Source organism: Mycobacterium sp. G7A2 (assembly GCF_041902445.1).
Lineage (GTDB): Bacteria > Actinomycetota > Actinomycetes > Mycobacteriales > Mycobacteriaceae > Mycobacterium.
This window is the reverse complement of sequence record NZ_CP169251.1, coordinates 1,840,531-1,854,017: the sequence shown is the minus strand read 5'-3', so window position 1 is coordinate 1,854,017 and position 13,487 is coordinate 1,840,531. Positions and strand designations below refer to the sequence as shown.

General features: G+C 69.1%; 9 protein-coding genes. 1 reads left to right on the top strand and 8 read right to left on the bottom strand.

Features of this window, described 5'->3' with window-relative positions:
- Positions 1-113: 113 nt before the first annotated feature.
- The gene (locus tag ACEWX3_RS09055; protein WP_374159226.1) at positions 114-2,126 is read left to right on the top strand and encodes a fatty acid desaturase; all 2,013 of its coding nucleotides are present in this window, start codon (positions 114-116) and stop codon (positions 2,124-2,126) included.
- A gap of 28 nt (positions 2,127-2,154) precedes the next feature.
- On the opposite strand, the gene ACEWX3_RS09050 is transcribed toward ACEWX3_RS09055, so the two are convergent.
- The 8 genes from ACEWX3_RS09050 to ACEWX3_RS09015 form a co-directional block, all read right to left on the bottom strand.
- Positions 2,155-2,886: a 3'(2'),5'-bisphosphate nucleotidase CysQ gene (locus ACEWX3_RS09050; protein ID WP_374159225.1), complete on the bottom strand. Its 732-nt coding sequence runs from the start codon at positions 2,884-2,886 to the stop codon at positions 2,155-2,157.
- Positions 2,883-4,781, bottom strand: a complete 1,899-nt coding sequence (cysC, locus tag ACEWX3_RS09045) for an adenylyl-sulfate kinase (RefSeq protein ID WP_374159224.1) — start codon at positions 4,779-4,781, stop codon at positions 2,883-2,885. Before cysC ends, ACEWX3_RS09050 begins: the two co-directional genes overlap by 4 nt.
- A complete protein-coding gene (cysD, locus tag ACEWX3_RS09040) occupies positions 4,781-5,710 on the bottom strand; it encodes a sulfate adenylyltransferase subunit CysD (RefSeq protein ID WP_207066887.1) in 930 nt (309 codons plus the stop codon). The genes cysC and cysD overlap by 1 nt, the downstream gene beginning before the upstream one ends.
- A gap of 137 nt (positions 5,711-5,847) precedes the next feature.
- On the bottom strand, positions 5,848-7,770 hold the full coding sequence (locus tag ACEWX3_RS09035) for a glycosyltransferase family 39 protein (RefSeq protein ID WP_374159223.1): 1,923 nt from the start codon (positions 7,768-7,770) through the stop codon (positions 5,848-5,850).
- Complete coding sequence (locus ACEWX3_RS09030; protein ID WP_152518121.1) at positions 7,767-9,038, bottom strand: bifunctional glycosyltransferase family 2/GtrA family protein; 1,272 nt, start codon at positions 9,036-9,038, stop codon at positions 7,767-7,769. Before ACEWX3_RS09030 ends, ACEWX3_RS09035 begins: the two co-directional genes overlap by 4 nt.
- A 29-nt stretch (positions 9,039-9,067) precedes the next feature.
- Entirely contained in the window at positions 9,068-10,903 is a 1,836-nt protein-coding gene (locus ACEWX3_RS09025) for a glycosyltransferase family 39 protein (RefSeq protein ID WP_374159815.1), read from the bottom strand.
- Positions 10,904-10,952: 49 nt separating this feature from the next.
- Positions 10,953-12,656 (bottom strand): sensor histidine kinase, encoded by a 1,704-nt coding sequence (locus tag ACEWX3_RS09020; RefSeq protein ID WP_374159222.1) that lies wholly within the window; start codon positions 12,654-12,656, stop codon positions 10,953-10,955.
- Positions 12,634-13,341, bottom strand: coding sequence for a response regulator transcription factor (locus ACEWX3_RS09015; RefSeq protein WP_152519830.1), 708 nt, complete (start codon positions 13,339-13,341; stop codon positions 12,634-12,636). The genes ACEWX3_RS09020 and ACEWX3_RS09015 overlap by 23 nt, the downstream gene beginning before the upstream one ends.
- Positions 13,342-13,487: the final 146 nt, after the last annotated feature.

Genomic DNA, 13,487 nt, shown 5'->3' with positions numbered 1-13,487 from the left:
CCCCTCCCGGGTGTGTGCGCAGCGCACACGGAGATGGGCCGGGAGTGCCTTGTCGGCCGTTGTCGCGATTCGTAGCGTGACCCCGACCGATGAGCATGGAAGAAGGAGTCCTGATGGCGACAACCGCAGAGGAATCTCCGTCCGCGCCGACCCTGTCACGGCAGGCCCTGCCCGACCCCGGCGAACGGGTTCCCGCTCTCTCCTGGCCCATCGTCGCAATCTTCGTCGCCGCACTGGCGGTGTTCGGCGCGTCCACGGCCGCCGCGATCACCCGCAGTGTGCCGGCGGCGGCGACGATAGCCGCCAGCGCGGCAGCGATCTTCGTGATGTTCACCGTGCTTCACGATGCGTCGCACAGCGCGATCAGTTCCCACCGATGGGTCAACCGGCTCTTCGGGCGCGTCGCGATGTTCTTCGTTTCCCCACTGATCTCGTTCTCATCGTTCGCCTTCATCCACATCGAGCATCACCGCAACACCAATGACGGCGATTCCGATCCCGACCACTTCGTCAGCGCCGCACCGTGGTGGCAACTGCCTTTCCGATTTCCCGCCATGGATCTGCCCTACCTGCGGTTCCTGTGGCGCCACCGGAAAAAGCGTCCACGTGCCGAGATCATCGAAACCGCCGGCTTGATGACGCTGTCCGCGGCGGTCCTCCTGGGGGCCGCGCTCACCGGGCACCTGTGGATGGTGGCCGTAATCTACCTGATTCCCGAGCGCGTCGCCATCTTCGTTCTCGCGTGGTGGTTCGACTGGCTTCCACACCACGGGTTGGAACAGACCCAGCGCGAGAACCGTTATCGCGCAACCCGAAACCGGGTGGGGGCCGAGTGGATCATGACTCCGCTGCTGCTGTCACAGAATTACCATCTGGTGCATCATCTGCATCCGTCGATTCCGTTCTACCGATACGTCGCCGCCTGGCGGCGCAACGAGGCCGCTTACCTGGAGCGCGATGCCGCGATCGGCACTGTCTTCGGTCAGCAACTGGACCCGAACGAGTACCGCGAGTGGAAGAAGCTCAACGGCAAGCTCGCGCCCATCTTGCCTGTCAGGATGCCGCGGTCATCGAGTGCGCGGCACGCCAGCACCTACCCGGTTCCGGTCAAGAGCGTGGACCGATTGACCGCCGACAGCGTGAAGATCACGTTCGAGGTGCCCGAGGAGTTCCGCGAACAGTTCCAATTCCAGGCTGGTCAACACCTGACCGTCCAGCACCGCGCGGACAACGGCACGAAGATCCGGCGCAACTACTCGATCTGCACGTCAGCCACCTCCGGCGAATTGGCGATCGGGGTCCGCCGCATCGACAACGGCGCCTTCTCCCCGTACGCATGCGACATGCTGCGGGCAGGCGACGTGGTGGATCTCATGACACCCACCGGCAGTTTCGGTGCGCCCCTGCAGCCTGGGGCCGAGTGCGAGCATGTCGCGGTCGCCGCCGGCAGCGGCATCACCCCGATCCTGTCGATCATCAGGACCACCATGGAGATCGAAACCGACAGCCGGTTCACCCTCATCTACGGCAATCGCACCGCCGAAACCACCATGTTCGCCGACGAACTCGACCAGCTGGAATCCCGGTACGCGGACCGCTTGCGCATCATCCACGTCCGCTCCGGAGAAACCCACCACCCCGCCGACTTTCGGGGCCGTATCGACTACCCGCTGCTCAGAAGAATTCTCAGGGAATCGATCACCTCGGTTGACCGGTGGTACCTGTGTGGGCCCCTCCCGCTTGTCACCGAGTTACGCAGCAGCCTCGTCTCGGACGGAGTCGACGATGACAGCATTCGCCTCGAGCTTTTCCGCGGGGCGAAGCGCAGCGCACCCCATGCCGATTTCTCCGGAGCCCAGCTCACCGTCACCTTGTCCGGAACGAGCCACGCCGTCGACCTGACTCCAGGCGAGACCGTGTTGGAGGCCGCACTCAACAATGAGATCGACGCGCCGTATTCCTGTCTCGGTGGCGCCTGTGGGACCTGCAAAGCCAAGGTCGTCGAGGGCAGCGTGACGATGGAGCAGAACTTTGCGCTGACGTCCGCAGAAGTCGACGCGGGCTTCGTGCTGACCTGCCAGGCCCACCCGACCGCGGACACCGTCGTCGTGGACTACGACGGCTGACCCGCTTCGGATTCGGCTCGGCGGACGTTCAGCCCGCCGTGACGGCCAGCACGGCCTCGGCGAGCTCGGGGCGACACACGATCAGGTCGGGCAGCTTGGAGTCGCGCTGGTTGTAGATCAGCGGTGAGCCGTCGATGCGGGAGGTGTGCAGACCCGCGGCGCGGGCCACCGCGACCGGCGCGGCCGAGTCCCATTCGTACTGGCCGCCGGCGTGCACGTACACGTCGGACAGTCCCTGCACCACCGAGGCGACCTTCGCTCCCGCCGAGCCCATCTCGACGAGTTCACCGCCCAACGCCTCCTTGACCGCCAGCGCGACGGCCGGGGGTCGGGTCCGCGAGACCACGATGCGTGGCACTGCGGGCGCGGGCGGTGGTGCGGCCACCGACGGGGTCGCCAGCGTGATGTCTTGGGCGGGAAGTGCCACCGCCCCCGCGACGAGCTCGCCGGCTTCCCACAGCGCGACGTGCACCGCCCAGTCGGTGCGGTCGAGTTCGGAGAACTCCCGGGTGCCGTCGAGCGGGTCGACGATCCACACCCGCTGCGCCGACAGGCGTACCGGGTCGTCGACGCCTTCCTCGGAGAGCACGGCGTCGTCGGGACGCTCGGCGGCCAGCGCCGCCATCAGGAAGTCGTGGGAGCGCTTGTCCCCCGCGTCTTTCCGGTCCTGCGCGGCAGCGTCGGCGAACTCTGCGCGGACGTCGAGCAGCAACCGGCCGGCCTCGGCGGCCAGCAACGCCGCCAGTTCATGGTCGGTCACTGGCCGCGACTCTCGAGCAGCTCGATGACCGCGGCGGCCAGTTCGTCGGGGCTGCGCTCCGGGGTCAGTCGCAGGTCGGGGTTCTTCGGCCGCTGGTAGGGACTGTCGATGCCGGTGAAGTGGGTGATCTCACCGGATCGGGCCTTGGCGTAGAGACCCTTGGGATCACGCCTCTCGCAGTCGTCGAGCGGGGTGTCGCAGAACACCTCGAAGAACTCGACACCGGCCTCGTCGGCCACGGTGCGTGCCAGCTCCCGGTGCTCGGCCAGCGGACTGATGGCCGGCACCAGCACCACCTGGCCGGAATCGGCGAGGATGGCCGCCACATGAGCCAGGCGTCGCAGGTTCTCCGACCGGTCGGCCATCGAGAAGCCGAGGTCGGCGTTGAGTCCGTGGCGCAGATTGTCGCCGTCGAGAACGTAAGCGGGAACTCCCTTTTCGAGCAACTTCTGCTCGACCAGCATGGCCACCGACGATTTGCCGGATCCGGACAGGCCGGTGAACCACACCATCCGGCCGGTGCTCAGCCGGTCCTCGGAGGTGCACAGCGAATCGTGGCGCACCGTGTTGGGGCTGGAGGTCCGCGCGCTGACGTTGGGCAGGATCATGCCGGCGGCGACGGTGACGTTGGTGTTCGGGTCGATCAGGATGAACGAACCGGTCGCGGCAATGCGGCTGTATTCGTCGATCAGCAGCGGAACCTGGGAGCGCAACGAAATCCGCCCCAGCTCATTGAGTTTCAATGCGGTCGCGGACTTGTCCCGGTGCAGTGTGTTGACATCCAGCCGGTAGTCCAGCCCGGACACTTTGACCCGGGTGGTGCGGGTGGTGTGTTTGATGACGTAGTCGCGTCCGGGCTCCAGCGACGTGTCGTCGGCCATCCAGCAGACGGTCGCATCGAAGTCCTGCGCGATGCGCGGCTGGTTGTTGGGCCGCGCGATCATGTCGCCGCGCGAGATGTCGATGTCGTCGGTCAGGCTGACCGACACCGCCATCGGCGGGAACGCCTCGTCGACCGGGCCGCTGGGACTTTCGATCGCGGCGATCTGCGAGGTCTTGCCCGCAGGCAGCACCACGACCTCGTCGCCGACGCGCATGACGCCGCTGGCCACGCTGCCGGCGTAGCTGCGGTGGTCGTGGTGGTCACGGGTCTGCGGACGGATCACGTACTGCACCGGGAATCGGACGTCGACCAGGTTGCGGTCGCCGGCGACGTAAACCTCCTCGAGGTGGCTCAGCAGGCACGGACCGTCGTACCACGGGGCCGCGTCGGACTTGCTGACGACGTTGTCGCCGTTGAGCGCCGACAGCGGGATGGTCGTCACGTCGTGGACGTCCAGCCGTGCGGCGAAGTCGTGGAAGTCGTCGCGGATCTTCTCGAACTTCTCGCGGTCCCAGTCGATCAGGTCCATCTTGTTGACCGCCAGCACGATGTGCTGGATGCCCAGCAGCGAGGCCAGGAACGCGTGCCTGCGCGACTGTTCGAGCAGTCCGTGGCGGGCGTCGACCAGCACGATCGCCAGCTGTGCGGTCGAGGTGCCGGTGACCATGTTGCGGGTGTACTGGATGTGCCCGGGGGTGTCGGCGATGATGAATTTGCGCTTGGCGGTGGCGAAGTAGCGGTAGGCGACGTCGATCGTGATGCCCTGTTCGCGCTCCGCGCGCAGCCCGTCGGTGACCAGCGCCAGATCGGTGAAGTCGTGGCCGCGCTCGCGCGAGGTCCGCTCGACCGACGCCAGCTGGTCCTCCATGACCGCCTTGGAGTCGAACAGCAGCCGCCCGATCAGCGTGGACTTGCCGTCGTCGACCGATCCTGCCGTCGCGATGCGCAGCAGGGTGGCGGCGGGCTTGGTCAGCGTCGCTTCCGCGGCCGCCCTGGTGTCCGTCGTGCTCATCAGAAATACCCTTCGCGCTTGCGGTCTTCCATCCCCGCCTCGGAGATGCGGTCGTCGGCCCGGGTGGCGCCGCGTTCGGTCAGACGCGACACCGCGGTCTCGGCGATCACCTCCGACACGGTGGCCGCCTCAGATTCCACACAACCGGTGCAGGTGACGTCGCCGACGGTGCGGAACCGCACCGACTTCTCGATGATCGGCTCGTCCGCGCGGGGCTGCAGATACTCGTGTACCGCCAGCAGCATGCCGTCGCGCTCGAAGACCTGACGTTTGTGCGCGTAGTAGATCGAGGGCAGCGTGATCTTCTCGGCACCGATGTAGGACCAGATGTCGAACTCGGTCCAGTTCGACAACGGGAAGGCCCGGATGTGCTCACCCTTGCGGTGCCGGCCGTTGTACAGGTGCCACACCTCGGGGCGTTGGTTCTTCGGGTCCCACTGGCCGAACTCGTCGCGGAAGCTGAAGACCCGCTCCTTGGCGCGGGCCTTCTCCTCGTCGCGGCGGGCACCGCCGAACGCGGCGTCGAACTTGTTCTCCCGGATGCCGCGCAACAATGTCACGGTCTGCAGCGGGTTGCGGGACGGTCCGTTGTCGACGACCCTCCCGGCGGCGATGTCATCTTCGACGCTGGCGACGACCAGGCGCACGCCGTGTTCGGCCACCAGCGCGTCGCGGGTGGCGATCACTTCTTCGAAGTTGTGCCCGGTGTCGACGTGCATGACCGGGAACGGCAGCCGGCCGGGCTTGAACGCCTTGATGGCCAGGTGGAGCATCACGATCGAGTCCTTGCCGCCGGAGAACAGCAGCACGGGCCGCTCGAACTCGGCGGCGACCTCACGGATGATGTGGATCGCTTCGGCCTCCAGCGCGCGCAGGTGGCTCAACTCGTAACGTCCGGCGTTCTGGACGATCTCTTCGGTGGCTGTCATATTTCCCCGTAAAGTTGGTACAACTGACCAGATTTATGGTGTTAGTCGGAATTATGGCCGCGACCGGAGCTCGTGTCAACGCGGGTGCCTGAGCCCGGGGTGCGCGGTGGTGAGTCGCGCACCCCGGGCGGCGAACGTCAGGACTGCAGGTCGTACACGGTGGTGCCGCCGACGTCGAGCGGGGTGAACGTCTGCTCCACCCAGGCGGTGATCTCAGCCGACGCGCCGCTCCCCCCACCCGGACCGCCGGGTCCGCCCGGGCCGCGGTCCGCGGCGATGAAGTACCGCACCTGTCCGTCGGCGACGTAAGCCTGGAACTGCTCCAGGGTGGGTGAGTCGTCGCCGCCGGTGAATCCGCCGATCGCCATCACCGACGCGCCGGTCTGCAGCGCGAGGTCGGCCGTGCTCATCGACCCGATGCCGGCGGCGGCCCAGCGGGCATCGGTGCCGGCGAGCATCGCCTGCAATTCGGCGTTGTCGGCGATCGACCGCCCGGGTCCGCCCGGTCCACCGGGACCGCCTGGCCCGTCGTGTCCGCCGGGCGCTCCCGGCCCGTTATTTTGGGCCAGCACCGGTCCGGACATGATGCCCGGGCCGGTGCCGACCTGCGAGGCGGTCTGGACGGTGTACGCCGCGGGTGCGGCTGCCCCGGCCACCAGCGCCGCAGCGGCGACCCCGACAGCCCACCGGCCCACCCGGTGCACCCCGGCCGCGATCACGGCGGCCGTGACGACCGAGACCACCAGCACCACCCAGCGCAGCCACGGGAACCAGTCCGGTGTGCGGTCGAGCAGGATGAACGCCCAGACCCCGGTCGCGGCAGACATCGCGGCCAGCGTCATCCGCGGTCCCCGGAAGCGTCTCCCGCGCCACAGTTCGGCGGTGCAGATGCCCACCAGCGCCGCGACCGCCGGCGCCAGGGCCACGGTGTAGTAGGGGTGGATGATGCCGCCCATGAAGCTGAAGACGGCGCCGGTGACCAGCAGCCAGCCACCCCACAGCAGCAGCCCGGCGCGCACCGATGCCGTCCGCGCGGTGCGGCGGGTGAACCACAGCCCGGCCACCAGGCCGATGAGGGCGGCGGGCAGCAGCCACGACGCCTCGGCCCCCATCGACGCGCCGAACAACCGGGTCACCCCGGGGTCGCCGCCGAAGAACAGGTTCGCGCCACCGCCCGGTCCGCCCCCGGGGCCGCCACCACCTGGACCGCCACCAGGGCCCTGTCCGCCCGTGACACGGTCAATGCCGTTGTATCCCAGCGCAAGCTGCACCAAGCTGTTGTCAGTGGAGCCGCCGATGTAGGGCCTGGAGTCGGCCGGCCAGAGACTGACGAGCGCCAGAAAGGAGCCCGCGGTCACGACCATTGCGGCGGCGCCGGCGGCGAGTTTGCCGACGCGGTGCCACAGGCCGACAGGCGCGGCGACCAGAAATGCCAGCGCGAAGCCGGGAACGACGAGGAACGCCTGCAACATCTTGGTCAGGAACGCCAGCCCCAACACCACCCCGGCCAGCACCATCCACCGGGAGCGGGCCGACTCGATGGCGCGGACCATCAGATATGCCGCGATCACCAGCAGCAACACCAGCAGCGCATCCGGGTTGTTGTACCGGAACATCGACGCCGCCACCGGCGTCACCGCCAGGGCCGCGCCGGCGATCAACCCCGCACCGGGGCCGCTGACCCGTCGCACCGCGGCGTACAGCACCCCCACCGACGCAACACCCATCAACGCCTGCGGCAGCAGCATGGTGAACGGCGTGAAACCGAACAGCCGCCCCGACAGCGCCATGACCCACAGTGCGGCTGGTGGTTTGTCGACCGTGATCGCGTTGCCGGGATCCAGCGACCCGAACAGCCACGCCGTCAGGTTCTGCGTCCCGGCCTGCGCCGCCGCTGCGTAGTACTGGTTGGCCCAACCAGCCGACCCCAGCCCCCACAGGTAGAGCACCGCGGTGGCGGCCAGCAGTGCGGCTACTGCGGGGCTGACCCAGCGCGGCCGCACCGGGTCGCCGAGGCCGGGGTCAGCCGGCACGTCGCGTCCGTCGAGCGTGAGCGTCATCGTGAGGTTCCTTCTTCTCGGTTGCGGCCGGGATGGAAGACCCAGCCGCGCAGCAGCACGAACCGGACGGCGGTGGCCACCAGATTGGCCCCCACCAGCACGGCGAGCTCGGTCACGTGGTGGGCGTCGGGCGCCAGCGCGTGCAGCAGGCCGAGCGCACCGCTGGTGATGGCCAGCGCGATGCCGAAGACGATCAGCCCCTCGGCGTGATGTCGGGCCACCCGGGGACGGCCCGAGACGCCGAAGGTGAACCGCCGGTTCGCGGCGGTGTTACCGATCGCGGTGAGCGCCAACGCGATGCCGTTGGCCAGCGCCGCGCCGGCCCATCCCTGCATCGCCAGGAACAACAGCACATAGACAGCGGTGGAGGCGGCGCCGACCGCGCCGAATCTCACCCCGTGCCGCAGCAACGAACCGGGTGCGGCCGGCCTCGTCGAACCTAGCTGAGCCGCGATCACGTGCACCGGAATCGTTCCGGTGGCCAGGCCGCGCACCAGCCGCCCTACCCCCTTGAGGTCGGCCGCGGCGGTGGCGACGATGTCGACGCGACTGTCGGGGTCGTCGACCCAGTCGACAGGAACCTCGTGAATGCGCAATCCGCAGCGCTGGGCGAGCACCAGCAACTCGGTGTCGAAGAACCAGCCGGTGTCCTCGACGTGGGGCAGCAGCAGCGCCGCGACGTCGGCACGGATGGCTTTGAAGCCGCACTGGGCGTCCGAGAAGCCGGCCGCCAGAGTCGATTTGAGAATCAGGTTGTAACACCGCGAGATGAACTCCCGTTTCGGGCCGCGATGCACCCGGGCGCCGCGACCCAGGCGGGTGCCGATCGCCAGGTCGGAATGGCCCGAGATCAACGGTGCCACCAACGGAGCCAGCGCGGCCAGGTCGGTGGACAGGTCGACGTCCATGTACACCAGCACGGCGGCGTCGGACCGCGACCAGACCCACCGCAGAGCGCGGCCGCGCCCCTTCTCCTCCAACCGCACCACCCGCACGTCGGGCAGCTCCGCGGCCAGGCGCGCGGCGATCTGGGGGGTGTCGTCGATGCTGGCGTTGTCGGCGATCGTGATCCGGAACGGGAACGGCATCGCGTCGCCGAGGTAGGTGTGCAGCCGGCGCACCGAGTCGGCCAGCGCGGTCTGCTCGTTGTACACCGGCACGACGATGTCGAGCACCGGGACTCCGGTGCTGCGGGCGGCCCGCGCCACATCATGGCGCGGCCTGAACGATGGCCGTTCACAACGGGACTCGAGATCTGTTGCTGTCATGACATCCATGCTGGATGGACCGGGTGTGCTCACCGTTGGCTCGGGCTATGCGCCGGCTGTGAGATCTGCGGCATGGTCAGGTCGTAGAGAACGGTCCCGTCGACCGCAATGGCCGGGAAGCGCTCAGCGACCCATTCGGTGATGTCAGCAGACACTGATGAGGGGTCGGCGCGGCCCATGAGCGGCCGCCCTTCGATGAAGTAATGAATCCGTCCGTCTTCGACGTCGCGGACGAACTGCGCCGTCGTCGGCGACGGATCGGTGCCGTTGAATCCGCCCACCGCCAGCACCGGCGCTCCGGCCGCCAACTGATAGCCGGCTGCGTTGTTCGACCCGACAACCGCTGCGGTCCAGGTGAATCGACCCTCGTCGTCGGTCAGCATGCGCGTCACCTCAGCACTCGGCGTCGGCGCGTCGAGCAGCCCGCCGCCGAACCCGCCACCTCCGGCGGGCCCGGCCGACGGTATTGCCCCGGAGTGCGGCGTCAGTGCCGTGGCGACCGAGAAGGCTGCCGGCGCGGCAACACAGGACACCACGGCCAGACCTGCGACGGACCGGGCCACAGACTGCGGGAGCCGGCCCACGACCAGCAGCAGCGCGGCGCTGCCGGCTCCCCCAGCCGCGACGGCCGCCCGCAACCAAGGTTGCCACTCCGCGTGCCGCGCCAGCAGCACCGCCGCCAGTGCGGTGGTCACGAGCACGGTGCCGGCCAAGGCGATCGCGGCCCGGGTGTCGAAGCGGTTGCGCCACAGCAGTGTGGCGCCGATGCCGACGCAGGCGGCGAGGGCCGGCGCCAGCGCGACGGTGTAGTACGAATGCACGATGCCGTTCATCGCGCTGAACACGACGGCGGTGACGGCCAACCAGCCTGTCCAGATGATCAGTGCGGCACGCGTGGCGTCGGTTCTGGGAGCGCGGCGGGTGAGGATGAATCCGGCGGTGGAGCAGATCACCGCAGCGGGCAGCAGCCATGCAATCTCGGTGCCCATTCCCGCGCCGAACAACCGGCCCCAGCCGACGTCGTGGTCGAGGTTGCCCAACCCGCCCGGCTCATCCCCGGTCAGCCTGCCGAAACCGTTGTAGCCCAGCGCCAGTTCGAGAAGACTGTTGTGCTGCGAACCACCGATGTAGGGACGCGCCGACGCCGGCCAGAGCTCCACCAGCACCACGTACCAGCCGGCAGAGACCACCACCGCCGCGCCGGCGGCCAGCGTGTTCGTGAGCCGGTGGCGCATCGGTGCCCGCCCCACGACGAGATACGCCGCCGCCAGCGCCGGCACGATGAGCAGCGCCTGCAGCATCTTCGCCAGAAACCCCGCACCGACCGCGACCCCGGCGGCGATCAGCCACCACCGGCCGGTACGGCCTTCGCACGCCCGCTGCGTGCAGTACGCGGCGATGACGAGCAGCAGCACCAGCATCGCGTCGGGATTGTTGAACCGGAACATCAACGCCGCGACCGGTGTCAGGGCGAGCACCGATCCGGCGAGCAGGCCCGCACCGGCGCCTGCCACCCGGCGCACCGCCGCGTACAGCACCGCGACGGCGCCGACTCCCATCAGCGCCTGCGGTACCAGCACACTCCACGGGTTCAGCCCGAACATCCGCACCGAGATGTCCATCACCCAGAGCGCAGCGGGTGTCTTGTCGACGGTGATGGCATTGGCCGGGTCGCTGGACCCGAACAGCATCGCTGTCAGGTCGCGCGCACCGGCCTGCGCCGCCGCCGAGTAGAACGCGTTGGCCCAACCGCTGGCGGCCAGATCGTAGAGATAGAGCACCGCCGTGCCGAGCAGTAGCAGCACCAGACCCGCCCGGCCCTCGCCGGCCCGACGAGGTCGGGGACGGACGGAGGCACGGCGCATCGGCTCGGCGGTGGTCGCAGGGGTCACCGCTCGATCGTCTGGGACGTCGCTAGGCCCCGGGTGAGGCGGAGCTGTGCGCCGACTGTGAGTGCCGCGGCAACGTGACCGCGAATTCGGTTCTGCCCGCGACACTGTCGACGACGATCGCGCCTCCGTGAGCACGTACCACGGCATCCGCGATCGCCAGGCCCAGTCCGGTGCTGCCTCCGCCGCGCGACCGCGAGGTGTCCCCACGCGCGAATCGTTCGAAGACCTCGGGCAGCAGCTTCTCGTCGATGCCGGGGCCGTCGTCGGTGACCGTCAGCACCACCGCGCCGTCGTCGGACACCCGCAGGGCAGCGGTCACCGAAGTGCCGGGCGGGGTGTGGGTGCGGGCGTTGGCGAGCAGATTGGCCACCACCTGGTGCAGGCGTGTCTCGTCGCCGTCGACCAGGACCGATTCGTCGGGCACATCGAGTTCCCAGGTGTGTTCGGGGCCGGCGACGTGGGCGTCGCTGACCGCGTCGACGACGAGTCGGGTCAGGTCGACCGGATCGCGGTCCAGCGGCCTGCCGGCATCGAGGCGGGCCAACAGCAGGAGGTCTTCGACCAGCCTCGTCATGCGGGCGGTTTCGGATTCGACGCGGTCCATCGCGTGGGCGACCTCGGCGGGCAGATCGCCGTGGCGGCGTTGCGCCAACTCGGTGTACCCACGGATGGCAGCCAGCGGGGTGCGCAGCTCGTGGCTGGCGTCGGCGACGAACTGACGTACCCGCGTCTCACTGGCATGGCGCGCCGACAAAGCGCTCGCGATCCGGTCGAGCATCCGGTTCAGCGCCGCACCGAGTTGCCCGACTTCGGTGTGGGCTGCCGCGGGGTCGACCGCGACTATCGGCGTCGGCAGGGAGACCTCGCCGCGGTCCAGTTCCAGGTCGGCCACCTGTTGCGCAGCCGCGGAAACGCGTGCCAACGGGGCGAGTTGGCGACGCACGATCACGACTCCGGCCGCTGCGGCTGCCAGCAGGGCCACCGCGGCGACGACAGCGAAGATCAGCGTCACCCACCACATCGTCTCGTCGACGTCGGTGGTGGGTATGCCGGTGACCACGGTTTGCCCGAGTCGGTCCGGCTGTAGAGCGATGACCCGGTAGCGGCCCAGCCCGTCGAGTTCCACCGTGGCGGGCCGGCCGTCGTCGTGCACCGCGGCGAGTTGTCGTGCTGCGGCAGCGGAGATTTCGGCGCGGGCTCCGTCGGCCGTGATGACGGCCGCCGTGAGTGGTCGGCCATCCGCGATCACCGCTCCGACGGTGCCGGCGGCCTGGCCCGGCGCGTTGAGGAACTCCGGACCGGGCCCGGCCCCGGGGGAACGCGGGCCGGGCGAGGGCCCGCCGGGGTACAGCAGGACGGGCTCGGGCGGGCCGGACGAGGGCGACCCCCGCTCGGGGCGGTCGGGCGGGGGCGGGCCGAGCGGCGGAAATCCCGGCGGCGGGCTCGGCATCGATCCCAGCGCACGCCGTTCGGGCGGCCCCGAACCGGGGGGCGGGGGCGGCCCGAACTTGAAGATGACCGCCGACCGGTAACCCGCCTCGACGACCTGCTCGTCGAGCTGGTTAATCAGAAAGCGTTGCAGCGCGAACTCCGTCGCGAGGCCGATGGCCGCGCACACCACGGCCAGCAGCGCGATGAGGGTGACCAACAGCCGGGTGCGCAGCGACCAGCTTCGCGGTGACCGCAGGATCGCGCGCCGGGGTTCAGCGCGCGGGTTTGAGGACATACCCCGCACCGCGCAGCGTGTGGATCATCGGCTCGCGCCCGCTGTCGATCTTCTTGCGCAGATATGACACGTACAGCTCGACGATGTTGGACCTGCCACCGAAGTCGTAGCTCCACACCCGGTCGAGGATCTGGGCCTTGCTCAGCACCCGTTTGGCGTTGCGCATCATGAAGCGCAGCAGCTCGAACTCGGTGGCGGTCAGGGTGATCGGCTCACCGGCGCGCGTCACCTCATGGCTGTCCTCGTCCAGCACGAGGTCGCCGACGACCAACTTGGCACCGTCCGACTCGGCGGTCGCCACGCCGGTGCGGCGCAGCAGCGCGCGCAACCTCAGCACCACTTCCTCGATGCTGAACGGTTTGGTCACATAGTCGTCGCCTCCGGCGGTCAGCCCCGCGATACGGTCCTCGACCGAGTCCTTGGCAGTCAACAGCAGCAGCGGCAGGCCGGGGATCTGCTCGCGTAGTTTGCCCAGCACCTCCAGCCCACTCATGTCGGGCAGCATCACGTCGAGCACGACCACGTCCGGCGGGGTCTGCTTGGCCGCGGCGATCGCGCCGGCGCCGTCGCCGGCCGTCGAGATCTCCCAGCCCTCGTACCTCAGCGCCATCGAGACCAGTTCGGCCAGGACCGGCTCGTCGTCGACCACGAGGACGTGGACGGGACTGCCGTCGGCGCGCCGCATCGTGACGCGCGCGTTGTCGGTCGCGGCGACGTGGGAGAACTCGGACACGACCCCATTATGTGTCCGGGCCGTAGGCGGGTCCTGTGCCGTTGCTATGCGCACGCTGTGAAACGGTGCCCGTCGGCCGCCTGACGAGCACGCCTACC